Raw genomic sequence first — 20,749 nt, 5'->3', positions numbered from 1 at the left:
GCCATGCCCGTCGACCCGTACGCGGTCCTGCGCGCCCTGCTGCGCGCCGAGGCCGTCCGCAACGCGCCCAAGCCGGAACCCCGCCGACCCGAGCCGCAGCGGCCCCCGGAGGAACGGTCGCGCTGAGCCGTCGTACGGCCCGGCGGGGGCTACCGCTTCCGCCGGGCCGTGCCGAACAGCGAGCGGGTGATCTCACGGCCGATCTGGGTGCCGACCGAACGCGCCAGGGACTTGAACATCCCACTGCCGACCACCTGTTGGACCATCGACTCGTCCTCCTTGGCCGGCCTGGCGGCCTGCTTGGCCGGCCTGGCGTCCTTCGGCGGCTCCGGGACCGCCTGCGCCTGCGCCGCCGTCAGCTTCTCGTACGCCGACTCGCGGTCCACAGCCTGTGCGTAACGGCCGTACAGGGGCGAGGACTTGACCGCGCCGTCCAGGGCCGCCGCGTCGATCGGGCCCATCAGGGACTCGGGGGCGCGGAGACGGGTGACGGCGACCGGCGTCGGGGCGCCGTTCTCGCTGAGGACCGTGACGACCGCCTCCCCCGTGCCCAGGCCCGTCAGGGTCTCCTCCAGGTCGTAGGGGGAGTTCGGGAAGGTCTTCACCGTCGCCTTCAGCGCCTTCTGGTCGTCCGGGGTGAAGGCGCGCAGGGCGTGCTGGACGCGGTTGCCGAGCTGGGCGAGGACGTCGCCGGGCACGTCCTTGGGGGTCTGGGTCACGAAGAAGACGCCGACCCCTTTCGAGCGAATGAGGCGGACGGTCTGCGTGATGGAGTCCAGGAACGCCTTGGAGGCGTCGTTGAAGAGCAGATGCGCCTCGTCGAAGAAGAAGACGAGCTTGGGTTTCTCGGCGTCGCCGACCTCGGGGAGGTCGTGGAAGAGGTCCGCCAGCAGCCACATCAGGAAGGTCGAGAAGAGCTGCGGTCGGTCCTGGACGGCGGGGAGTTCGAGGACGGAGACCACACCCCGGCCGTCCGTCGCCGTGCGCAGCAGCTCGCTCGTGTCGAACTCCGGCTCACCGAAGAAGTCGGCCATGCCCTGCGCCTCGAAGGCGGTGAGGGAGCGCAGGATCACCCCGGCCGTGGCGGTGGACAGGCCGCCGATGTTCTTCAGCTCCGGCTTGCCCTCGTCCGAGGTCAGGAAGGCGACGACGGCCCGCAGGTCCTTGAGGTCGATCAGTTCGAGGCCCTTGGTGTCGGCGTAGTGGAAGATCAGGCCGAGGGACTGCTCCTGGGTCTGGTTGAGCTGGAGGACCTTGGAGAGCAGGACCGGGCCGAACCCGGTGATCGTGGCCCGCACCGGGATGCCGTGGCCGATGCCGCCGAGGGCGTAGAACTCGGCCGGGAACCCGGTCGCCGTCCACTGCTGCCCGACCTCGGCGGCCCGGCCCGCGACCTTGTCGTTCGCCGTGCCGGGCGCCGAGATGCCGGACACATCGCCCTTCACGTCCGCGAGGAACACGGGCACGCCCTGCGCCGAGAGCTGCTCGGCGACGAGCTGGAGGGTCTTGGTCTTGCCGGTGCCGGTGGCGCCCGCGACGAGGCCGTGGCGGTTGAGCATCGGGAGGGGGATGCGGATCTGCGCGTCGGGCAGACAGGCCCCGTCCCACAACAGGGCGCCCAGGTCGAGTGCAGGTCCTGTGAAGGCGTACCCGGCGGCGATCGTCTCGCTGTCACTCATATCAGGCCCCTGTTCCCGTTTTGCCCGGCTTTACGGCATCTTTTCCAGCGTCGCACTCCGTCTCCATGGCTGCGCCCGGAACGTCATGACCGGTAGGCTTTCCGTGTGATCTTCAAGCGCATCGGAAACGGCCGGCCATACCCCGACCACGGCCGGGAGAGCACCCGGCAGTGGGCGGATGTCGCGCCGCGCCCGGTCCGCCTCGATCAGCTCGTGACGACCAAGGGCCAGCTCGACCTGGAAACACTCCTCGCCGAGGACTCGACCTTCTACGGCGACCTCTTCGCGCACGTCGTGAAGTGGCAGGGCGACCTGTACCTGGAGGACGGCCTGCACCGGGCGGTCCGCGCCGCGCTCCAGCAGCGCCAGGTGCTCCACGCCCGCGTCCTGGAGCTGGACTAGGCCCTGCCCCAAGCGCCGGACGGCTGCCTTCCGGTCATCCGTTCGCCCTTTCGGGTTGGTCTCGGCGCTGTCGAATGATCATCTAGTAGGCATCGCCGCCCCGGCGCACTACGCTGCGCTCATGAGCATGCTGACTCCCCCAGGCATGGGCGGCCAGTACCGGATCACGGGGGACAAATACCCGCGCATGCGCCGTCCGCGGCGCCGCGGACGGCTCGTCCTCATGGTGGTCGCCTCCGTCGCCGTACTGGGTGTGGGCGGGTGGGGCACACTGCAGCTCATCGACGTCTTCACCGGTGGCGGCAAGCAGGCGGCGGCAGCCGGTTCCAAGGCCGCGTGCGCCTCCAAGGCGAGCCCCTCGCCCACCACCGACGCCGCCGTGCCGAAGCCGGCCCAGATCACGGTGAACGTCTACAACGCCACGCCCCGCAGCGGCCTCGCCAAGTCGACCGCCGACGAACTCAAGAAGCGCGGCTTCAAGATCGGCGACGTGGGCAACGCGTCCGCGCAGTGGGACAAGAAGGTCAAGGGCACCGGCGTCCTGCTCGGCCCCGCCTCCGCCCTCGACACCTCGCTGCCCGTCCTCGCCACCCAGCTCACCGGCGCCGAGCGCCGCACCGAGGCCACCCGCAAGGGCACCGCGGTCGACCTCGTCATCGGCACCGCCTTCAAGAACCTCACCGCGAAGGACGCCGCCGACAAGGCCCTGGCAGCGCTGACGGACCCCGCCCCGACGCCGAGCGCGTCCCCGAAGGCGTGCTCGTAGCCGCACGGAAACCGCGGTGCGCGAGCGGCCTTGGTACGCCGTAGTACGCGGTCCTACGACAGCACCCGGCACCCGATCCCCGTCCGTCGGGTAAGAGCTTTACGGGAATCGGGGGCCGGGTGTCAGGTGTCAGGTGTCAGGTGGGGCAGGCCTACTCGGCCGCGCCGTAGAGGCGGTCGCCCGCGTCGCCCAGGCCCGGGACGATGTAGCCGTGCTCGTTCAGGCGCTCGTCGACCGAGGCCGTCACGACGGTCACCGGGGTGCCCGCCAGGTCGCGTTCCATGACCTCGACGCCCTCGGGGGCGGCGAGCAGGACCACGGCCGTCACGTCGTCGGCACCGCGCTTGATCAGCTCGCGGATCGCGGCGACCAGGGTGCCGCCGGTGGCCAGCATCGGGTCCAGGACGTACACCTGGCGGCCCGAGAGGTCCTCCGGCATGCGCGTGGCGTACGTGGACGCCTGGAGCGTCTCCTCGTCGCGCACCATGCCCATGAAGCCCACCTCGGCGGTCGGCAGCAGCCGGACCATGCCGTCCAGCATGCCGAGACCGGCCCGCAGGATCGGCACGACCAGCGGGCGCGGGTAGGACAGCTTGACGCCGGTGGTCGGGGAGACCGGCGTGACGATGTCGACCTGTTCGGTGCGCACGTCGCGCGTGGCCTCGTAGGCGAGCAGGGTGACCAGCTCGTCGGCGAGCCTGCGGAAGGTCGCGGAGTCGGTGCGCCGGTCGCGCAGCGTGGTGAGCTTGTGGGCGACCAGGGGGTGGTCGACGACGTGGAGACGCATGTCCACAACAGTAGCCGGGCCCCGCGGCTGCCGCGGTCCGCGCTCCCACCGGCCCCGATCCGGCCCGCGGTGGCATCAAACCGCCCGTCCGGGGGAAAGTGGGAGGGACGGAACGGGGTGGTGAACCGATGCCTGACCGTGAGTCCCGCCGGGACCCGTCGCAGTCGAAGAGCCGGGAGCAGGACCGGGGCACCCGGCTGGGTCCCGACCGGGACACGAGCCGGGAGACCGAGGCCGAGCGCAGGCGGCGCCGGGCCCAGTTCCTGCGCGAGCTGACCGAGGCCCGAGAGCTGCGCGACCGGGTCCAGCCCCGCCGCGCCAAGACCGCGCGACTGCGCCACGCCATGCGTATGCGCACGTTCCGCTGGTAGTTGAGGCCTGTCTCACAGCGACTTGTCAGGCCAACCGAGTGCGTACGCAAGGCGATCGCCGCGTACGATCCCGCTGGTGGTCGATCAAAACGAGCGGACACAGGGAGCCGAAGACGTCCCCTGATCGCCTTGTTTCTGCCACGATTCCGAGTGGGTGGGGCTCGGAGCACGAGCTCTCCCCGCCCGCAGCCTCCGCCGGGGGGACCCCCAACCGGCACACCTATGACCAGTGGGAGAGTCACGGTGTACTTCGCCGCACTGCTCGCGCGCACCGAAGACGGGTGGGAAGCGAGCGACACAGAGCTCGACGATGTCGAGAGCCTGTCGGATCTGGCCGAACTGGCCCGTGAAGCCTCGCCCGAGGACGACACGGTGCTGGTGCTCATCGAGCAGGAGGACGCCTGGTTCGGCGTCGTCCGCATCGACGGCGAGGACGACCCTCGGATCTATGTCTCGGACGCAGCTGCCGCCGCACGCAGCTCGTACGGCGAGATCCTGCTCACCGACGAGCTGCTCGGACGGGATCCGGACGCCGACGACGACGTCGATCTGGACTCGCTCGACCTCGACGGCACCGAGGACGGTGATCCGGAACAGGACGACGGGGACGACGACGAGGACGGCACCTCGGCCGAGGCCGTTCCGCACAGCCCCGTCGGTGACGCGCAGATCCTGGACGATCTGGGCGTCGGCGAGAAGGAGTTGCGGCTCCTCGACGCCGACGACGCGCTCAGCTCCATCGCCGAGGCCCTGGGGGCCTCGGAGGTCCTGGAGACCGTCCGCTGACCACAGCACGCACAGGAGGGCCCTGGGACCCGGTACGCGACCGCTGGCGGGCCGCGATGCGGCTCGCCCTGGACGCGGCCGGAGCCGCCGCCCGGGGCGGTGACGTCCCGGTCGGCGCGGTCGTGCTGTCCCCGGACGGTACGACCGTGCTCGCCACCGGGCACAACGAACGCGAGGCCACCGGCGATCCGACGGCGCACGCCGAGGTCCTCGCGATCAGACGGGCCGCCGCTCTCCTCGGGGAGTGGCGGCTGTCCGGCTGCACCCTCGTGGTCACCCTCGAACCCTGCACGATGTGCGCGGGCGCGCTGGTGCAGTCCCGGGTGGAGCGGGTCGTCTACGGCGCCCGCGACGAGAAGGCGGGCGCGGCCGGCTCGCTCTTCGACGTGGTCCGCGACCGGCGCCTCAACCACCGTCCCGAGGTGATCGGGGACGTCCTCGGGGACGAATGCGCGCTCCTGCTCACGGAGTTCTTCCGCGACCGGTAGGAGGGCCGGCCGCGGGTCCCGGATACCGATTTCAAACCACGCCCCACCTTGTTGTAAGGTCTCTCTCGGTAGCGTGTCCGAGCGGCCGAAGGAGCTCGCCTCGAAAGCGAGTGTGGCGCAAGTCACCGAGGGTTCAAATCCCTCCGCTACCGCTTCTGAAGGGCCCCGTCGAAAGACGGGGCCCTTCGTGCGTTGATCCATTCGAGGGCCGCGAAGGTTACACTCGCCGCCGGCAACAGGGGGCCCACGGGCACGGATTCACAGGGGAGGCCGCGATGGCGGTGAACGCGAAGAAGATCGCCGTCTATTTGCTCGTGGTCTTCGCGCTGTACGTGATCATCACCGACCCGTCCAAGGCGGCCGACTACGTCCAGATAGGCTTCGAGGGCATATCGGACGCCGCGAAGGCCATCGGCGACTTCATGACCTGGCTGGCCGACGGGGCACAGTAGCCAACTACCCAGCGGGAGCGCGCAGATGATCCGCCACCTCGTCCTCTTCAAGCTCAACGAGGGTGTCGGGCGCGACGACCCGCGCGTGGTGGCGGGCGTGGAGGCCTTCCGCCCGCTCGGCGACCTGATCGACGACCTGCGCTTCTGGGAGCTGGGCTGGAACATCAGCGACCGCCCGATCGCGTACGACTTCGCGATCAACTCGGCGGTCGACGACCCCGCCGCCCTGAAGCGGTACATCGAGCACCCCGCGCACCAGGCGGGCGTCGCGCTGTGGCGCGAGTTCGCCACCTGGGTCGTCGCCGACTACGAATTCTGAGCGCTCTCCGGGAGCTTCCGGAAGCTCCCGGAGAGCCGCCTCCCTACAGCCCCTTGCCGTGACGGCAAGGGGCTTTTGTTGCTCAACACGGCATAACACGGTATTAGGCGGTGCTTGCACACAGTGCACATGTCTTGTGATGCTATGACCGCTTTTGACGGATGAGTTGACCTATTGAAGAGGTGTGGCGTTGACCGTGTCGGCCAGTACAGCGCCGCCCCAGGAAGAGGCACCCGCCCAGACCCCGGCGCCGGCCGCTCCGCCCCGCAGTCGGGGCGCCGACACCCGGGCCCTCACCCAGGTGCTCTTCGGCCAGCTCAAGGGACTCCAGCCGGGCACGCCGGAGCACAACCGCGTGCGCGGGGCGCTCATCGAGGCGAATCTCCCGCTCGTGCGCTACGCGGCCGCCCGCTTCCGCTCCCGCAACGAGCCGATGGAGGACGTCGTCCAGGTCGGCACCATCGGTCTGATCAACGCCATCGACCGCTTCGACCCGGACCGGGGCGTGCAGTTCCCGACGTTCGCGATGCCGACCGTCGTCGGCGAGATCAAGCGGTACTTCCGCGACAACGTCCGCACGGTCCATGTCCCGCGCCGGCTCCACGAGTTGTGGGTGCAGGTCAACGCCGCGACCGAGGATCTGACGACCGCCTTCGGGCGCACCCCCACCACCGCCGAGATCGCCGAGCGGCTGCGGATCGGCGAGGACGAGGTGCTGTCCTGCATCGAGGCCGGCCGGTCGTACCACGCGACCTCGCTGGAGGCCGCCCAGGAGGGCGACGGACTGCCCGGGCTGCTCGACCGGCTCGGCTACGAGGACCCGGCCCTGGACGGCGTGGAACACCGCGACCTGGTCCGCCATCTCCTGGTCCAACTCCCCGAGCGGGAACAGCGGATCCTCCTGCTGCGCTACTACAGCAACCTCACCCAGTCGCAGATCAGCGCCGAGCTCGGCGTCTCCCAGATGCACGTCTCCCGGCTCCTCGCACGCAGCTTCCAGCGGCTCCGCTCCGCCAACCGCATCGAGGCTTGACGCCCCCTCGGGCCGCGCTCGAAAGCCCGAGCGAGCTGTCACCGGTACGAACGAATCGCCCAGACGACTATTTCCCGACATTTCTGCGCTGAAAAACCCTCAGACCCCTGTTTTCCAGCGCTGATTCGTCACAGACATGTCGACATGTCACTACAGCGTGTTGCCGACATGTGGCATTCTGCGGGAAGCGCGTTTGCCGTGGCCCCGGCTCCGGTATTCAGGTGAAGGCACCGCTCCCCAGACGGGGGCGATCGCCGCGACCGTCCCGCGACCCAAAGGGGGTGGCATGTCCGCAGACCAGGGCAGCTCGAAGGTGCTCACGCTCACCAAGAGCGAGGCTGAGCCCGCACTCGACGCCGTTACGGTCCTCGAGGCCGTACCCGCCGTACCGGCCCCGGCCCTCCCGACCACGGGAGCCATCGACACCCGCACCCTGTCCCGCTCCCTCTTCCTGCGGCTCGCCGCACTCGACGAGAACAGCCCCGAGCGCGGTTACGTGCGGGACACCCTCATCGAGCTGAACCTCCCGCTGGTCCGGTACGCCGCCGCGCGTTTCCGCTCCCGCAACGAGCCGATGGAGGACATCGTCCAGGTCGGCACCATCGGCCTGATCAAGGCGATCGACCGGTTCGACTGCGAACGCGGGGTGGAGTTCCCGACGTTCGCGATGCCGACCGTCGTGGGCGAGATCAAGCGCTTCTTCCGCGACACGTCCTGGTCGGTGCGCGTCCCGCGCCGCCTCCAGGAGCTGCGGCTGGCCCTCACGAAGGCCAGCGACGAGCTGTCCCAGAAGCTGGACCGTTCGCCGACCGTCCCCGAACTCGCCGCGGTGCTGGGCGTGTCCGAGGAGGACGTCGTCGACGGCCTCGCGGTGGGCAACGCGTACACGGCGTCCTCGCTCGACTCCCCGGCCCCCGAGGACGACGGCGGCGAGGGCTCGCTGGCGGACCGCCTCGGCTACGAGGACACGGCCCTGGAAGGCGTGGAGTACCGCGAGTCGCTGAAGCCGCTGCTCGCCAAGCTGCCGCCCCGTGAGCGCCGGATCATCATGCTGCGCTTCTTCGCCAACATGACCCAGTCGCAGATCGGCGAGGAGGTCGGCATCTCCCAGATGCACGTCTCCCGGCTCCTCACGCGCACCCTGTCCACCCTGCGCGAGGGTCTCATCTCCGACTGAACCCGGTACCGAGGGTTCCTATTTGACGGAGTGTCAGCCACCATGGCGCGATGCTCCGCGCGACCTGGACACGTGGCCGCCGAGGCGCCTCCTGGGGTGCGTCGGCGGCCGTCGCCTGCCTGACCGTCCTCCTCGCGGGCTGCGGAGGCACCAAGGGCGACGGCTACGCGGCGGTTGGCCCGCCCCGGCCCTCCTCGGCCCCGGCGACCCGCCCGACCGGCAGCGTCACGCTGGTCCCACTGGACACCCCGAACTCCTCCGCGACCAACGGCACTTCGGCCCCGGGCTCCACATCCACGCAGGAGTCCACGCAGGAGTCCACCCCGGGGTCCGCTCCGGGGCTCACGCCGCCCTCGTCGCGTTCGTCGCCCCGATCACCGTCGTCGCCGTCGTCGCCCGTCAACTCGGGCCACGGCAGCGCGCATTCACCGTCCTCGGCCCCAACTCCCGCCCCCACGAAGGCACCTCCCACGCCCGCCGCCCTCACCTGGGGCGCCCCCTCCCGCAAGGCCACGGACAAGCGCTGGTGCGAGGACGTCACCCTGGCCTTCCGCAACTCCGGCGGCACGGTGGTGCGTTCGGGCACGGTGACACTGGGGACGCACATCATCGGGGCGCTGGGGATCGACTGGGCCACGATCGAGTCCACGGAGCGACTCCCCGCCCCCATCGCGGCGGACGAGCACAAGAACGGCACCTGGACGGTGTGCGTGGAAGCGTGGCGGGTGCCGCTGGGAATGCACATCGAGACCCGGGACGTGTCGGTGCGGTGGGACTGAAGACCACCGGCGGCGCGGCACGCCCGGCCGAGCGCCCCGCACGCCACGGAACACCCTGCCGGAAGCGCGCTCGATAGGCTCCCGGCATGGACGTTCACGTAGAGGTCGCGCGCGAGGCGACCGACGAACTCGTCGCCGCGTTCGGCCGGTTGGTGCCGCAGCTGTCCTCGACGGCGGAGCCGCTGGACCGGGCGGCGGCCGGGCGGATTCTCGCGTGCGCGGCGAACACCGTGCTGATGGCACGCGCCGAGGGCACGATCGTCGGAACCCTCACCCTGGTGCTGTTCCCGGTGCCGTCCGGACTGCGCGGACGGATCGAGGACGTGGTCGTCGACGGCGCGGCCAGGGGACGGGGGATCGCCGCGCTGCTGACGAACGAGGCCCTGCGCATCGCCGGGGAGGCCGGCGCCCGCACCGTCGACCTCACCTCACGCCCCGACCGCACGGCGGCGAACCGGCTGTACGAACGGCTCGGCTTCCGCCGCCGGGAGTCGACGGTCCACCGGTTCTCCGTGGAGTCCGACCGGCAGACCGTCGCGTCGGGCGAAGCGCCCGGTGTCGCATGAGGGCCAGGCAGGCCCGGTGCTACATGAAGGCCAGGTAGGCCACCGCCGCCACGACGAGCACGGCGACGACGACGCCGACGATCAGGCCGACGCGGGGTCCGGCCGAGGCCGTGGGCGCGGCCTGCTGGCGGCTGCCCTGTGGAGTCTCGTCGACGAAGGCACGGAACATCTGGGTGCTGCCGGCGGGGTCGTAGTTGCCCTCGGGGCCCTGGGTGTTTGCCATGGGCCGAGACACTAGCGAATCCGCCGGTGACACCCAAGTGCGGGGCCTCGGACAGCCTTTGCCACCTGCGGGTTTACGTTCAGAAATGCTTGCCTTTGCCAACTTTTTATGCCACACCCGGCCATTTTATTTGCCTGTAGCAACCAACCTCTCTTACGCTCTTATGGTTGCCCTAAGCAACCGAACATGGGAGGTGTGATGGCCGGGCGGACGCAGTACGAGGAGCTGATGCGTCAGTTCAGTGCCTTCGGCGCCGTACGCAGGGAGTTGGGACGGATCATGCCGTCCGACTGCCCCGCCGGCTCCGCGGCCGTGCTGACCCTGCTCGACCGGCACGGCGACATGCGCATGAGCAAGCTCGCGGAGCTGCTCTCCGTCGACATGTCCGTGACCAGCCGCCATGTCGCGCACGTCGTCGACCGGGGCTGGATCGAACGGTCCCCCGACCCCGCCGACAAGCGCTCCCGCATCCTGCGCCTCACCCCCGGCGGCCGGGCCCAGGTGGACGAACTGGTCGGTCGGACCGCCCAGTTGTTCGCCGACCGGCTGAACGACTGGAGCGACGAGGAGATCGGCCAGCTGATCCGGCTGATGGCCCGGCTGCGGGCGAGTTTCGGCGACTGCCGGACCGCACAGCCCCCGCCCACCCGGCCGCCCGTCGTGGCCGACACCCCCCACTCCCCCCACCACGAACTCGAACACACCACCCGTACACCCGCATAAGCACGGAAGAAAAGGAAGCCCATGGCAACGACCACACCAGCCGGTGTGCGGGCTCACGCCAAGCACGGAGGGGGATCCCCCGCGGCCCCCGACGGCGCACCCATGACACACCGGCAGATCATGGAGGCCCTCTCCGGACTGCTGCTCGGCATGTTCGTGGCGATCCTGTCGTCGACGATCGTCACCAACGCCCTGCCGCACATCATCGGCGACCTGGGCGGCGGCCAGTCCGCCTACACCTGGGTCGTCACGGCCTCGCTGCTGGCCATGACCGCCACCACCCCCCTGTGGGGCAAGCTCTCCGACCTGTACAGCAAGAAGGCGCTCGTACAGATAGCCCTGGTCATCTACGTCCTGGGCTCGGCCGCCGCCGGGCTCTCCCAGAACGCCGGCATGCTGATCGCCTGCCGCGTCTTCCAGGGCATCGGCGTCGGCGGTCTGTCCGCCCTGGCGCAGATCGTCATGGCGGCGATGATCTCCCCGCGCGAGCGCGGCCGGTACTCCGGCTACCTCGGCGCCACCTTCGCCGTCGCCACCGTCGGCGGCCCGCTGCTCGGCGGTGTCATCACCGACACCTCGTGGCTCGGCTGGCGCTGGTGCTTCTACGTCGGTGTGCCGTTCGCGGTCATCGCGCTGATCGTGCTGCAGAAGACCCTGCACCTGCCCACCGTGAAGCGGGACGTGAAGGTCGACTGGGGCGGCGCGTTCTTCATCTCCGCCGCGGTCTCGCTGCTGCTGGTCTGGGTCACCTTCGCCGGTGACAAGTACGACTGGCTGTCGTGGCAGACGTACACCATGGTCGGCGGCTCGATCGCCCTCGGGCTGCTGTTCGTGCTGGTCGAGTCGAAGGCCTCGGAGCCGATCATCCCGCTGCGGCTGTTCCGCAACCGCACGATCACCCTCTCCTCCCTCGCCTCGCTCTTCGTCGGCGTCGCGATGTTCACCGGCACGGTCTTCTTCAGCCAGTACTTCCAGCTGGCCCGCGACAAGTCCCCGACGATGTCGGGCGTGATGACCATCCCGATGATCGGCGGTCTGTTCATCGCGTCGACGGTCTCCGGCCAGTTCATCACCAAGACCGGCAAGTGGAAGATCTGGCTGCTCACCGGCGGTGTACTGCTCACCGCGGGCCTGGGGCTGCTCGGCACGATCCGCTACGACACGCCCTACTGGCACGTCGCGGTCTTCATGGCGCTGCTCGGCCTCGGCGTCGGCATGATGATGCAGAACCTGGTGCTGTCCACGCAGAACCAGGTGGCGCCGTCCGACCTCGGCTCGGCCAGCTCCACGGTGACGTTCTTCCGCTCGCTGGGCGGTGCGGTCGGCGTCTCCGCCCTCGGTGCGGTCATGGCCACGCGGATCACCGACTACGCCAAGGACGGCATCGCCACCCTCGACCCCAAGTACGCGGCGGCGGCGGCCGGTTCGAGCTCCAGCAGCATCCCGGACATGAACAGCCTGCCCGGACCGCTGCGCACGGTGATGGAGAGCGCGTACGGCCACGGCATCGCGGACGTCTTCCTGATCGCCGCGCCGATGGCACTGATCGCCTTCCTCGTCACGCTCTTCATCAAGGAGGTCCCGCTGCGGACCAAGGGAGCGCTGGCGCAGGCGGCGGCGGAGGACCTGCCCGCGCAGGCGTCCGCCCCGGCCGGCGAGAACGTCCCGAGCCCGTCCGACGCTTCCGACCCGCAGACCGGCCACGAGGACACACGGCAGTTCGCCGCCGCAGCCACGACGGCCAGGGAGGAGACCGCACCTGTGACCGCATCCGAGTCCACGCCCGTCTCGGGCGGGATCCCCGTCCGGGGCCACATCCGCGGCGCCGAGAGCGCGCCCGTCCCGCAGGCCGCCGTCACCCTGATCTCACTCGGGGGACGCCAGCTGGGCCGCTCGGTCACGCAGGCGGACGGCTCCTACGCGCTGGACGCGCCGAGCGTCGGCTCGTACGTCCTGATCGCCTCCGCCGACGGCTTCCAGCCGCAGGCGTCCACGGTCGTCGTGAACGGCCACGAGCCGGTCTCCTACGACGTGCTCCTGAGCGGCACCAGCGGTCTGAACGGACTCGTCCGGGCCGCCGGGACGGGCCTGCCCGTCAAGGACGCGATGGTCATCGTGACGGACGTGCGCGGTGACCTGCTCTCCACCGGAACCACCGGTGAGCAGGGCGAGTTCGCCTTCACCGAACTGGTGCCGGGTGCCGTGACCGTCGCGGTGAACGCCGCCGGGTACCGGCCGCGCGCCCTGCCCGTCGAGGTCGGCGGCACCGGCGTCACCCGGGTCGAGATCGACCTCGACTCCGGCGCCCAGGTCCAGGGTGTCGTCCGCGCCCCGCACGGCCCCCTGGCCGACGCCCGCGTGACCCTCGTGGACGCGGCGGGCAACGTGGTCGGCAGCGCCACCACCGGGACGGACGGGGCGTACGCCTTCACCGACCTGAGCGGCGGCGACTACACGGTGATCGCGACGGGCTACCCGCCGGTCGCGACCGCCCTCACGCTGAACGGCGGCGGGGCGGACGGCCACGACATCGAACTCGCGCACCCCGGCGAGTAGGTGACACCCCGGCCCGCGGAACGCGTCCCGAGCGGGGGCGTGTTCCGCGGGCCGGTCTCATTCGTGCCGAATCTCGGCCGTACGGCAAGGAGTTAGAAGGACATGGGACTGACCGCGAAGATCCGCACCCGCGACGGATGGGCCGTGTCGCACGCGGTCGTCACGGTGACCGACATGACCGGCGCGCAGGTGCTGCGGGCCGAGGCGGACGTGGAGGGGGCCGTGCGGGACGTGAATCCGCTGGCGCCCGGGCCGTACACCGTGATCGTGACGGCCGTCGGGTACGCGCCCGCCGCCGCCACCGCGATCGTCACCGCGAGCGGGCGGGCCGAGGTCGGCACGGTGACGCTGGCCCGGCAGGGCGGTACGGAGCTGCCGCCGCCCGGCCCGTGGACCGTCGACCCCGCGCACTCCACGGTCGGCGCGGTCGCCCAGCACCTGGGGATCTCCAGCGTGCGCGGCCGGTTCACCGACTTCGCCGCCACGGTCGAGATCGCGCCGGACGACATCGCCAAGTCCCGTGTGGAGGCGGTCATCCGAGCCGCGTCCATCGACACCGGCAACGGCATGCGCGACGACCACCTGCGCTCGGCGGACTTCCTGGACGTGGCCCGCTTCCCGGAGATCACCTACCGCTCGACGGGTCTCGCCCCGGCCGGTTCCGACCGCTGGACGGTCTCCGGCGAGCTGACCCTCCACGGTGTCGTACGGCCGGTCGCGCTCGACCTCGCCTACCTCGGTACCGGGGCCGATCCCTGGGGCGGCACGCGGGCCGCGTTCCGGGCCACCACGGAGCTGCACCGGGAGGACTTCGCGATGAACTACAACCAGGTCGTGCAGGCGGGGATCGCGGCGATCGGTACGACCCTGAAGGTCGAGCTGGACGTGCAGGCGGTGCAGGGGGAGTCGTTGCCGGAGGCCTGACCGGGCGCCCGGGGGCCGGCTGCGCCTAGGCTGATCCGTATGGCACCGAACATCGCGAGCAACACCTCCGTGTCCCTGGACGATCTGCTCGACTTCGTACGGCCCCGGCACCGGGCGATCCTGCTGACCCGGCGGGCGGACGGGAGCCCGCAGGGGTCACCGCTGACCTGCGGGGTCGACGACTCCGGGCGGATCGTCGTCTCCACGTACCCCGAGCGGGCCAAGACCCGCAACGCGAAGCGTGACCCTCGGGTCAGCCTGATCGTCCTGAGCGACGACTGGAACGGGCCGTGGGTCCAGGTCGACGGCACGGCCGAGGTCATCGACTCCCCCGACTCCGTGGAACCCCTCGTCGAGTACTTCCGGAACATCTCCGGGGAGCATCCGGACTGGGACGAGTACCGCGCGGCGATGCTGAAGCAGGGGAAGTCGATCGTGCGGGTCACTCCCGAGCGGTGGGGGCCCGTGGCCACCGGCGGTTTTCCGGCGCGGCTCGTCGAGGGCTGAGGCGGTGCCGGGCTATTTCTCCCGCTCGACCATCGCCTCGATGCCCGCCACCAGCAGGTCCAGGGCGAAGGTGAAGTCCCGGTCCATCATCTCCGCGACCGTGTCGCCGCCCCGGGCCGCCATGAGCTGACGGGACTCGGCGAGGACCTCGGCGGCGGTGGGGGCCTCGGTCACCGTCGTCATGGCGTGGCGGAAGTAGTCGTCGGGGGTCATGCCGGTGTCGGCCACGCGGGCGAAGAAATGGCCCTCGATCGTGCCGTAGCCGTACACGAACTGGAAGACGGCGACGATCGCACCGGTCAGCCCGTGGTCCGGCAGGCCGGTGCGGCGGACCACCCGCTGGACGACGCGCGAGAACGACAGCGAGTTCGGGCCGATGTTCAGGAACGTCCCGGCCAGCGGCGACAGCCAGGCGTGCCGTACCAGCAGGGCCCGGTACTCCGTCGCCAGCGTGCGCAGTTGCTCCCGCCAGTCCTCGTCCCCGGCCTCCGGTTCGGGCAGCCGCAGCTCTCCGAAGACGGCGTCCAGGGCGAGTTCGAGGAGGTCGTCCTTGCTGTCCACGTACCAGTAGACCGACATCGCCGTCACGTTCAGCTCGGCGGCCAGCCTCCGCATGGAGAACTTGGCCAGGCCCTCCGCGTCCAGCAGCCGCACGGTGACCTCGGTGATCCGCGTGCGGTCGAGCCCCGGCTGCCCCCCGCCCCGGCCGCTTCGAGGCGCCTTGCGGTCCAGCCAGACACTCGTACGACCGGAACGCCCCGACGACGGCGATGTCTTGGCCACAACACACCTTCCTCACCTACGAAATCCCGGCCGGCTGTTCCTGCCCAGGGGCGCGAGGCACTGCGCGACCAGCCACAACGCTCCCGCGGACCCTACTGAGCGACCGCCACCCCCGAGTCTGCCCGCTCCGCCCGCCACAACAACGCCGCCGCGAGCAACCCCCCGGTCAACACTGCGGCGGCCCCGACCAGTTGGCTCAGTTCCAGGCCGGCGGAGAACGAGTCGGTCACCCTCCGCCGTTCCTCCGCCGACGTCGCCGCCGCCAGCCCCACGGGCAGTGACACCGCGGCGAACCGGGAACTCAGCACCGCCCCCAGCACCGCGACCCCCAGACCGTTCCCGAACTCGCCCAGCGTCCCGTTGACCCCGGCCCCCACCCCCGCCTTCTCCGGAGGAATCGCACTCATGATCGCGTGAGCCATCGCCGGATTGGCCAGCGCCGCCCCGGTCCCGATCAGCACCAGCCCCCACAGCGTCCCCGCGTAGCCTCCGGTCGCGAGCACCGCGACGGACACCAGTCCCGCCGACATCAGCACCATGCCCAGCGCGATGGCCGCCGGAGCGCCGAGCCTCGCCGTCCACTTCGCCGCGAGCCCCGAGAAGTTGAGCGCGACGATCGCCAGCGCGAGCGGCGCCGTGCGCACACCCGCCTCCAACGGGCCGTAGCCCAGGACGAACTGCAGGTGCTGGGTGAGGAGGAACAGCGAGCCCGCCATGCCGAAGGTGATCAGCACGACCCCGGTCACCGCGCCGGTGAACCGGCGGTCGCGGAAGAAGTCGAGGTCGAGCATGGGGTACGGGACACGGTTCTCCCAGTACGCGAACGCGGCCAGCACCACGACGGCCACCGCCGCCGTGAGCAGCACCCGGCCCGACGTCCAGCCGTGTGCCGGACCGGAGATGATCGCGTAGACCAGCGCCGCCATGCCGACCGTGGAGAGCAGGGCGCCCAGGAGGTCGGGGCGGTCGCCGCGCGGGTTCCTGGACTCGGGGACCAGGACTGTGGCCGCCACCAGCGCCAGCGCCGCGACCGGCAGGTTGATCAGGAAGATCGCGCCCCACCAGAAGTGGTTCAGCATGAAGCCGCCGAGGAGCGGGCCCGTCGCGAAGCCGAGGGCGTTGACCGCGGCCCAGATGCCGATCGCGCGCGGCTGTTCCTCGGGGGTGAAGATCTGCATCACGACGGCGAGGGTGGTCGTGATGAGCAGCGCCCCGCCGACCCCCATCCCGGCCCGCGCGGCGATCAACTGCCCGGTGGACTGGGCAAGTCCGGCGATCAGCGAGCCCGCGCCGAACAGCACGAGGCCCGCGATCAGCATCTTCTTGCGGCCGTACCGGTCGGCCGCGCTGCCCGCGGTGAGCAGGAGGCCGGACTGCACCAGCGAGTACGCGTTGATCATCCACTGGATGTCCGCGGTGCTCGCGCCGAGTTCGCGGGTGAGCGAGGGGATCGCCACGTTCAGCACGGTGTTGTCGAGCAGCACGGTCAGCTGGGCGAGGCAGATGACCCCGAGGACGATCCAGCGCCGGGAGTGGCCCTGGAGGGTGGGGGAGGTCGACATGCCGTACACCGTAGAACAGTTCTTGTACGGCGTACAACGGAGTTGTGGCGGACAAGGAGAGGGGCGGTGACCGGGTGGTCACCGCCCCTCTCCTTGTCAGGCCGCCGTCAGCTGCTCGTCTTCTGCGTCAGGTCGTAGAAGGTGGCCGAACCGACCGTCACCTTCTTGTAGTTCTTCTCGACCCACGAGGAGATCTGCGAGGACGTGCCGGTGCTGCTGCCGCCCATGCCGGTGCCGCCCGAGATGAAGTAGTGGATCTTTCCGTCCGCCACGTACTTCTTGAACTGGGCCAGCGTCGGCGACGGGTCGGTGCCGTTGAAGCCGCCGATGGCCATCACCGGGTCGCCGGTGGCGAGTTGGTAGCTCGCGGCGTTCTGGGAGCCGATGGACGCGGCGACCCAGGTGTAGTTGTCCGCGTCCGTCTGGAGCAGCTTCTTGGCCGCCGAGGTGACCGTCGCGCCATTGAGCAGGCCGCCGACGCCACCGCCGCCGCCCATGCCGCCCTCGCCGCCCGTCCCGCCGCCGAAGCCGCCGCCCTGCCGCTGGGTGCCGGTACCGCCGCCGGGCATGGTGCCGCCGCCCGTGCCACCGCCGGGCATCGTGCCGCCGCCGGGGAAGCCGCCGCCCTGGTTCTGGGTCGTGCCGCCGCCCTGCTGGCCGGGCATCGTGCCCATGCCGCCGGTGCGGTTGCCACCGCCGAAGCCACCGCGACCGCCGCCACCACCCGGACCGCCGCCCATCATGCTCGCGCCGGCCGGACCGGCCGTCGGAATCGAGCCGGTGTGGGCGGAGTCGACGGTGGACAGCGTGTACGCCGTGGGGCCCGCCAGGCCCGCCACGATGCTCAGGCCGACCGCCGCGAGGGCGAGTTGACGGCCGATCCTCGCCACGAAGATCAGGCCGAGCGCACCGGCGAGCGAGCCGATGAGGACCAGCCACTTCAGCCAGGGCAGGTAGTCGGGGGTGCGGTTGAGGAGGGCGTAGCCCCACACGCCCGCCGCGACCACCGCCGCCGCGAGGGTGATCGACGCCCAGATCTCGCCGCGCTTCTCCCAGAGGGAGCCCGCGCCGATGCCGATCACGGCCGCGATGTAGGGGGCCAGCGCGATCGTGTAGTACTGGTGGAAGATGCCGGCCATGTAGCTGAAGACGACCAGGGTCGTCACCAGCGAGCCGCCCCACACGAGCATCGAACTGCGCCTGACCGACGTGCGGTTGAGCTTGCGCGTGGCCACCAGGCCGGCCACGAGGAGGATCAGCGCGGTGGGCAGCAGCCAGGAGATCTGGCTGCCGATCTCGTCGTTGAACATACGGTTCCAGCCGGTGGCACCCCACATGCCGGTGCCCGTGCCGCCGCCTCCGCCGCCGACGCTGCCGGTCTCGTCGCCGCTGAGCCGGCCGAACCCGTTGTAGCCGAAGGTCAGTTCAAGGAAGCTGTTGTTCTGCGAGCCGCCGATGTACGGGCGCGAGGACGCCGGCCACAGCTCGACGAGCGCCACCCACCAACCGGCCGCCACGACCAACGCGCCGGTGGCCAGGCCCAGTTGGGCGAGCCTCTTCTTCACGCCCACCGGTGCGCACACCGCGTAGACGATGGCCAGCGGCGGCAGGATCAGGAAGGCCTGGAGGGTCTTGGAGAGGAACGCGAAGCCGATCGCCACCCCGGCCCAGACCAGCCACTTCGTCCGGCCGTCCTCCAGGGCCCGGACGACGAGGTAGCAGGCGGTCGCCATCAGCAACGCCAGTGCCGCGTCAGGGTTGTTGAAGCGGAACATCAGCGCGGCGACCGGGGTGAGCGCCAGCACGGCACCCGCGATCAGACCGGCCTGGGGGCTGTGCCGGCGCCGTACCGCCGCGTAGACGACCGCGACCGTCCCGACGCCCATGAGGACCTCGGGGACCAGGATCGACCAGGAGTTGAGGCCGAAGACGCGGACCGAGAGCTCCATCGGCCACAGGAACGCCGAGGGCTTGTCCACGGTGATCGCGTTGCCCGCGTCGAGCGAGCCGAACAGGAACGCCTTCCAGCTCTTGCTGCCGGCCTGGACCGCCGCCGAGTAGAAGGAGTTCGAGTAGCCGGACGCGCTCAGGTTGTAGAGGTAGAGCAGGCCCGTGGCCAGCAGCATGCCCCAGAACGCGGGGCGCGCCCAGCGCGGGTCCTCGGGCCGGCCACGCCACAGGCGGCGGCCGAGCGGCTGCTTCGGCTCACCGGCCCCCGGGGCCGGCGGGTGCGCGCCGGCACCCGGTCCGGTCGCGGCCGGCATTCCGCCGGTGCCGCCGTCACCGGTGGCCGGCCCCCAGGACGAGGGGCTGCCTCCTCCCGGATACGTCGTCTGATCGGTGTCGGTGGTCATCGGGAGTTCCTCGGATCGGTGTCGTGGGGACGCACCGGCTGCAACCGCATCGTCGCGTCCCTCCAGGTGCCGTCCGCGGCTTCACCGGCGCGGAACTGGGTGGTGGAGGCGGTGTCGTACGTCTCCTGCTGGGGCTGGCGCTGCGGCAGCGGGGCGTAGGAACCGGGGTACCGCGGGTGCTGCGGGGACTGCGGTGCCGTCGCGTACGTCGGCGACGAAGGGGAGTCGAGAGCCGCGAGCGGCGGTTCCTCGGTGCTGTCGTCGCGGTCCGGGAACACCCAGGCGCGGAAGAGCAGGAAGCGCAGCACGGTCGCGGCGAGGTTGGCGGCCACCAGGACCGCGAGTTCGGTGGAGTGCGCCGGGTCGCTGCTGGCCGCGTTCAGCGCGGCGAGGGAGCCGCTGGTGAGCGCGAGGCCGATGGCGAAGACGACCAGGCCCTGCGCCTGATGGCGGACGGCCCCGCCCTTGCCCCGGACCCCGAAGGTGAGCCGGCGGTTGGCGGCGGTGTTGGCGACCGCCGACACCAGCAGGGCCAGCGCGTTGGCGACCTGGGAGCCGCCGAACTGCCGGAAGAGGCTGTAGAGGACCAGGTAGAAGAGGGTGGAGAGACCGCCGACCACACAGAACCCGACGAGCTGGCGGGCCAGCCCCTTGGGCACGTCCTGGATGTCGCGGTCGCGCGGGTCGTCGCCGAAGGGACGCGTGACACGGTCGAGCGGCAGCGAACCGGAGGCCAGGGCCTTGCCCACCCGCCACACCCCCTTCAGGTCCTCGGTCGCCGTCCTCACGATGTGGACCGTCGAGTCCGGGTCGTCGACCCAGTCGACCGGCACCTCGTGGATGCGCAGTCCGGCACGCTCGGCCAGCACCAGCATCTCGGTGTCGAAGAACCAGCCGGTGTCCTCGACGAGCGGCAGCAGCGCCTGGGCCACATCACGCCGGATCGCCTTGAACCCGCACTGGGCGTCCGAGAAGCGGGCCTGCAGCGAGCCGCGCAGGATCAGGTTGTAGGTCCGGCTGATGAACTCCCGCTTGGCGCCGCGCACGACCCGCGACGAGCGGGCCAGCCGGGAACCGATCGCCAGGTCGGAGTGACCCGAGATCAGCGGCGCCACCAGAGGCAGCAGCGCGTTGAGGTCGGTGGACAGGTCGACGTCCATGTAGGCGAGGATCGGGGCGTCCGAGGCGGACCAGACGGTGCGCAGCGCCCGGCCGCGCCCCTTCTGCTCCAGCCGGAAGGAGGTCACCTCCGGGATCTCCGACTCCAGCCGCGCCGCCACCTGAGGGGTGGTGTCGACCGACGCGTTGTCCGCGATGGTGATGCGGAACGCGTACGGGAACGTGCGCTTGAGGTGCTCGTGCAGTCTCAGCACACATGGCTGGAGGTCCTTCTCCTCGTTGTAGACGGGGATCACTACGTCCAGGACAGGCGTACCGGCGTCCGCGGCCGGGAGGTGCTCCCGCGCCGGCAAGGTGCCGGGAGAAGTGTCGGTTCGCATGGAACCGACTCTC

At 70.7% G+C, this 20,749-nt stretch carries 23 protein-coding genes and 1 tRNA gene; 17 read left to right on the top strand and 7 right to left on the bottom strand.

All coding sequences use genetic code 11. The features are described 5' to 3' along the window. The first annotated feature begins 3 nt into the window (after positions 1–3). The gene (locus tag ACIPTO_RS22590; protein ID WP_366318977.1) at positions 4–126 is read left to right on the top strand and encodes a hypothetical protein; all 123 of its coding nucleotides are present in this window, start codon (positions 4–6) and stop codon (positions 124–126) included. Positions 127–149: 23 nt separating this feature from the next. On the opposite strand, the gene ACIPTO_RS22585 is transcribed toward ACIPTO_RS22590, so the two are convergent. Further along, positions 150–1,679: a helicase HerA-like domain-containing protein gene (locus tag ACIPTO_RS22585; RefSeq protein ID WP_366318975.1), complete on the bottom strand. Its 1,530-nt coding sequence runs from the start codon at positions 1,677–1,679 to the stop codon at positions 150–152. 105 nt (positions 1,680–1,784) lie between these two features. Here ACIPTO_RS22585 and ACIPTO_RS22580 point away from each other — a divergent pair, with 105 nt between their 5' ends. Beyond that, complete coding sequence (locus tag ACIPTO_RS22580; protein ID WP_003999914.1) at positions 1,785–2,081, top strand: type II toxin-antitoxin system VapB family antitoxin; 297 nt, start codon at positions 1,785–1,787, stop codon at positions 2,079–2,081. Between the two features lie 145 nt (positions 2,082–2,226). Next, entirely contained in the window at positions 2,227–2,847 is a 621-nt protein-coding gene (locus ACIPTO_RS22575) for a LytR C-terminal domain-containing protein (RefSeq protein WP_366319195.1), read from the top strand. A gap of 151 nt (positions 2,848–2,998) precedes the next feature. On the opposite strand, the gene upp is transcribed toward ACIPTO_RS22575, so the two are convergent. Next, positions 2,999–3,634 (bottom strand): uracil phosphoribosyltransferase, encoded by a 636-nt coding sequence (upp, locus tag ACIPTO_RS22570; protein WP_266770606.1) that lies wholly within the window; start codon positions 3,632–3,634, stop codon positions 2,999–3,001. Between the two features lie 128 nt (positions 3,635–3,762). Between upp and ACIPTO_RS22565 the strand changes: the two genes are divergently transcribed. From ACIPTO_RS22565 to ACIPTO_RS22520, 10 genes are all read left to right on the top strand, one after another. Then, positions 3,763–4,005, top strand: a complete 243-nt coding sequence (locus ACIPTO_RS22565; RefSeq protein ID WP_366318973.1) for a hypothetical protein — start codon at positions 3,763–3,765, stop codon at positions 4,003–4,005. A gap of 243 nt (positions 4,006–4,248) precedes the next feature. Next, entirely contained in the window at positions 4,249–4,791 is a 543-nt protein-coding gene (locus ACIPTO_RS22560) for a hypothetical protein (protein ID WP_366319193.1), read from the top strand. Positions 4,792–4,847: 56 nt separating this feature from the next. After that, positions 4,848–5,279, top strand: a complete 432-nt coding sequence (gene tadA / locus ACIPTO_RS22555; protein ID WP_401194932.1) for a tRNA adenosine(34) deaminase TadA — start codon at positions 4,848–4,850, stop codon at positions 5,277–5,279. 67 nt (positions 5,280–5,346) lie between these two features. Continuing rightward, a tRNA-Ser gene (locus tag ACIPTO_RS22550) sits at positions 5,347–5,431 on the top strand. Between the two features lie 123 nt (positions 5,432–5,554). Further along, positions 5,555–5,731 carry a hypothetical protein gene (locus ACIPTO_RS22545; RefSeq protein WP_019054914.1) on the top strand — a complete coding sequence of 59 codons (177 nt, stop codon included), beginning with the start codon at positions 5,555–5,557 and terminating at the stop codon, positions 5,729–5,731. A 25-nt stretch (positions 5,732–5,756) separates the two neighbouring features. Then, a complete protein-coding gene (locus ACIPTO_RS22540) occupies positions 5,757–6,050 on the top strand; it encodes a Dabb family protein (protein ID WP_366318969.1) in 294 nt (97 codons plus the stop codon). A gap of 184 nt (positions 6,051–6,234) precedes the next feature. Next, positions 6,235–7,083 carry an RNA polymerase sigma factor SigF gene (locus tag ACIPTO_RS22535; RefSeq protein ID WP_366318967.1) on the top strand — a complete coding sequence of 283 codons (849 nt, stop codon included), beginning with the start codon at positions 6,235–6,237 and terminating at the stop codon, positions 7,081–7,083. A 286-nt stretch (positions 7,084–7,369) separates the two neighbouring features. After that, a complete protein-coding gene (locus ACIPTO_RS22530) occupies positions 7,370–8,260 on the top strand; it encodes an RNA polymerase sigma factor SigF (RefSeq protein ID WP_019073292.1) in 891 nt (296 codons plus the stop codon). 50 nt (positions 8,261–8,310) lie between these two features. Next, positions 8,311–9,039 (top strand): hypothetical protein, encoded by a 729-nt coding sequence (locus ACIPTO_RS22525; RefSeq protein WP_401194928.1) that lies wholly within the window; start codon positions 8,311–8,313, stop codon positions 9,037–9,039. Positions 9,040–9,125: 86 nt separating this feature from the next. Beyond that, positions 9,126–9,605, top strand: a complete 480-nt coding sequence (locus ACIPTO_RS22520) for a GNAT family N-acetyltransferase (RefSeq protein WP_401194926.1) — start codon at positions 9,126–9,128, stop codon at positions 9,603–9,605. A 19-nt stretch (positions 9,606–9,624) separates the two neighbouring features. Here ACIPTO_RS22520 and ACIPTO_RS22515 read toward each other — a convergent pair whose 3' ends face one another. Continuing rightward, positions 9,625–9,828, bottom strand: coding sequence for a hypothetical protein (locus ACIPTO_RS22515; protein ID WP_266770592.1), 204 nt, complete (start codon positions 9,826–9,828; stop codon positions 9,625–9,627). A gap of 198 nt (positions 9,829–10,026) precedes the next feature. Between ACIPTO_RS22515 and ACIPTO_RS22510 the strand changes: the two genes are divergently transcribed. The 4 genes from ACIPTO_RS22510 to ACIPTO_RS22495 all read left to right on the top strand — a co-directional run bounded on the left by ACIPTO_RS22510 (position 10,027) and on the right by ACIPTO_RS22495 (position 14,538). After that, positions 10,027–10,551, top strand: a complete 525-nt coding sequence (locus ACIPTO_RS22510; protein WP_401195454.1) for a MarR family winged helix-turn-helix transcriptional regulator — start codon at positions 10,027–10,029, stop codon at positions 10,549–10,551. A 21-nt stretch (positions 10,552–10,572) separates the two neighbouring features. Further along, positions 10,573–13,107 (top strand): MFS transporter, encoded by a 2,535-nt coding sequence (locus ACIPTO_RS22505; RefSeq protein ID WP_401194923.1) that lies wholly within the window; start codon positions 10,573–10,575, stop codon positions 13,105–13,107. Positions 13,108–13,209: 102 nt separating this feature from the next. Continuing rightward, positions 13,210–14,031 (top strand): YceI family protein, encoded by an 822-nt coding sequence (locus tag ACIPTO_RS22500; RefSeq protein ID WP_401194920.1) that lies wholly within the window; start codon positions 13,210–13,212, stop codon positions 14,029–14,031. A gap of 39 nt (positions 14,032–14,070) precedes the next feature. Continuing rightward, positions 14,071–14,538: a PPOX class F420-dependent oxidoreductase gene (locus tag ACIPTO_RS22495; RefSeq protein WP_366318957.1), complete on the top strand. Its 468-nt coding sequence runs from the start codon at positions 14,071–14,073 to the stop codon at positions 14,536–14,538. 12 nt (positions 14,539–14,550) lie between these two features. On the opposite strand, the gene ACIPTO_RS22490 is transcribed toward ACIPTO_RS22495, so the two are convergent. The 4 genes from ACIPTO_RS22490 to ACIPTO_RS22475 all read right to left on the bottom strand — a co-directional run bounded on the left by ACIPTO_RS22490 (position 14,551) and on the right by ACIPTO_RS22475 (position 20,736). After that, positions 14,551–15,321: a TetR/AcrR family transcriptional regulator gene (locus tag ACIPTO_RS22490; protein ID WP_366318955.1), complete on the bottom strand. Its 771-nt coding sequence runs from the start codon at positions 15,319–15,321 to the stop codon at positions 14,551–14,553. Positions 15,322–15,413: 92 nt separating this feature from the next. Beyond that, positions 15,414–16,883 carry an MFS transporter gene (locus tag ACIPTO_RS22485; RefSeq protein WP_401194916.1) on the bottom strand — a complete coding sequence of 490 codons (1,470 nt, stop codon included), beginning with the start codon at positions 16,881–16,883 and terminating at the stop codon, positions 15,414–15,416. A 107-nt stretch (positions 16,884–16,990) separates the two neighbouring features. After that, a complete protein-coding gene (locus tag ACIPTO_RS22480; RefSeq protein WP_401194913.1) occupies positions 16,991–19,237 on the bottom strand; it encodes an ArnT family glycosyltransferase in 2,247 nt (748 codons plus the stop codon). Continuing rightward, on the bottom strand, positions 19,234–20,736 hold the full coding sequence (locus tag ACIPTO_RS22475; protein WP_401194910.1) for a glycosyltransferase: 1,503 nt from the start codon (positions 20,734–20,736) through the stop codon (positions 19,234–19,236). Before ACIPTO_RS22475 ends, ACIPTO_RS22480 begins: the two co-directional genes overlap by 4 nt. Between the last annotated feature and the right edge of the window lie 13 nt (positions 20,737–20,749).

It is taken from the genome of Streptomyces sp. NPDC090083, from assembly GCF_044747445.1.
Taxonomy (GTDB): domain Bacteria; phylum Actinomycetota; class Actinomycetes; order Streptomycetales; family Streptomycetaceae; genus Streptomyces.
Note: the sequence above shows the minus strand (reverse complement) of the source record. Positions and strands in the feature narration are given on the sequence as shown.

What these genes read in the sequence shown, in the direction of transcription:
- ACIPTO_RS22590 (WP_366318977.1), top strand. Translation starts at nt 4, where the DNA reads ATGCCCGTCGACCCGTACGCGGTCCTGCGCGCCCTGCTGCGCGCCGAG.
- ACIPTO_RS22585 (WP_366318975.1), bottom strand. Translation starts at nt 1,679, where the DNA reads ATGAGTGACAGCGAGACGATCGCCGCCGGGTACGCCTTCACAGGACCT.
- ACIPTO_RS22575 (WP_366319195.1), top strand. Translation starts at nt 2,227, where the DNA reads ATGGGCGGCCAGTACCGGATCACGGGGGACAAATACCCGCGCATGCGC.
- upp (WP_266770606.1), bottom strand. Translation starts at nt 3,634, where the DNA reads ATGCGTCTCCACGTCGTCGACCACCCCCTGGTCGCCCACAAGCTCACC.
- ACIPTO_RS22565 (WP_366318973.1), top strand. Translation starts at nt 3,763, where the DNA reads ATGCCTGACCGTGAGTCCCGCCGGGACCCGTCGCAGTCGAAGAGCCGG.
- tadA (WP_401194932.1), top strand. Translation starts at nt 4,848, where the DNA reads ATGCGGCTCGCCCTGGACGCGGCCGGAGCCGCCGCCCGGGGCGGTGAC.
- ACIPTO_RS22545 (WP_019054914.1), top strand. Translation starts at nt 5,555, where the DNA reads ATGGCGGTGAACGCGAAGAAGATCGCCGTCTATTTGCTCGTGGTCTTC.
- ACIPTO_RS22540 (WP_366318969.1), top strand. Translation starts at nt 5,757, where the DNA reads ATGATCCGCCACCTCGTCCTCTTCAAGCTCAACGAGGGTGTCGGGCGC.
- ACIPTO_RS22530 (WP_019073292.1), top strand. Translation starts at nt 7,370, where the DNA reads ATGTCCGCAGACCAGGGCAGCTCGAAGGTGCTCACGCTCACCAAGAGC.
- ACIPTO_RS22525 (WP_401194928.1), top strand. Translation starts at nt 8,311, where the DNA reads ATGCTCCGCGCGACCTGGACACGTGGCCGCCGAGGCGCCTCCTGGGGT.
- ACIPTO_RS22520 (WP_401194926.1), top strand. Translation starts at nt 9,126, where the DNA reads ATGGACGTTCACGTAGAGGTCGCGCGCGAGGCGACCGACGAACTCGTC.
- ACIPTO_RS22515 (WP_266770592.1), bottom strand. Translation starts at nt 9,828, where the DNA reads ATGGCAAACACCCAGGGCCCCGAGGGCAACTACGACCCCGCCGGCAGC.
- ACIPTO_RS22510 (WP_401195454.1), top strand. Translation starts at nt 10,027, where the DNA reads ATGGCCGGGCGGACGCAGTACGAGGAGCTGATGCGTCAGTTCAGTGCC.
- ACIPTO_RS22505 (WP_401194923.1), top strand. Translation starts at nt 10,573, where the DNA reads ATGGCAACGACCACACCAGCCGGTGTGCGGGCTCACGCCAAGCACGGA.
- ACIPTO_RS22500 (WP_401194920.1), top strand. Translation starts at nt 13,210, where the DNA reads ATGGGACTGACCGCGAAGATCCGCACCCGCGACGGATGGGCCGTGTCG.
- ACIPTO_RS22495 (WP_366318957.1), top strand. Translation starts at nt 14,071, where the DNA reads ATGGCACCGAACATCGCGAGCAACACCTCCGTGTCCCTGGACGATCTG.
- ACIPTO_RS22485 (WP_401194916.1), bottom strand. Translation starts at nt 16,883, where the DNA reads ATGTCGACCTCCCCCACCCTCCAGGGCCACTCCCGGCGCTGGATCGTC.
- ACIPTO_RS22480 (WP_401194913.1), bottom strand. Translation starts at nt 19,237, where the DNA reads ATGACCACCGACACCGATCAGACGACGTATCCGGGAGGAGGCAGCCCC.
- ACIPTO_RS22475 (WP_401194910.1), bottom strand. Translation starts at nt 20,736, where the DNA reads ATGCGAACCGACACTTCTCCCGGCACCTTGCCGGCGCGGGAGCACCTC.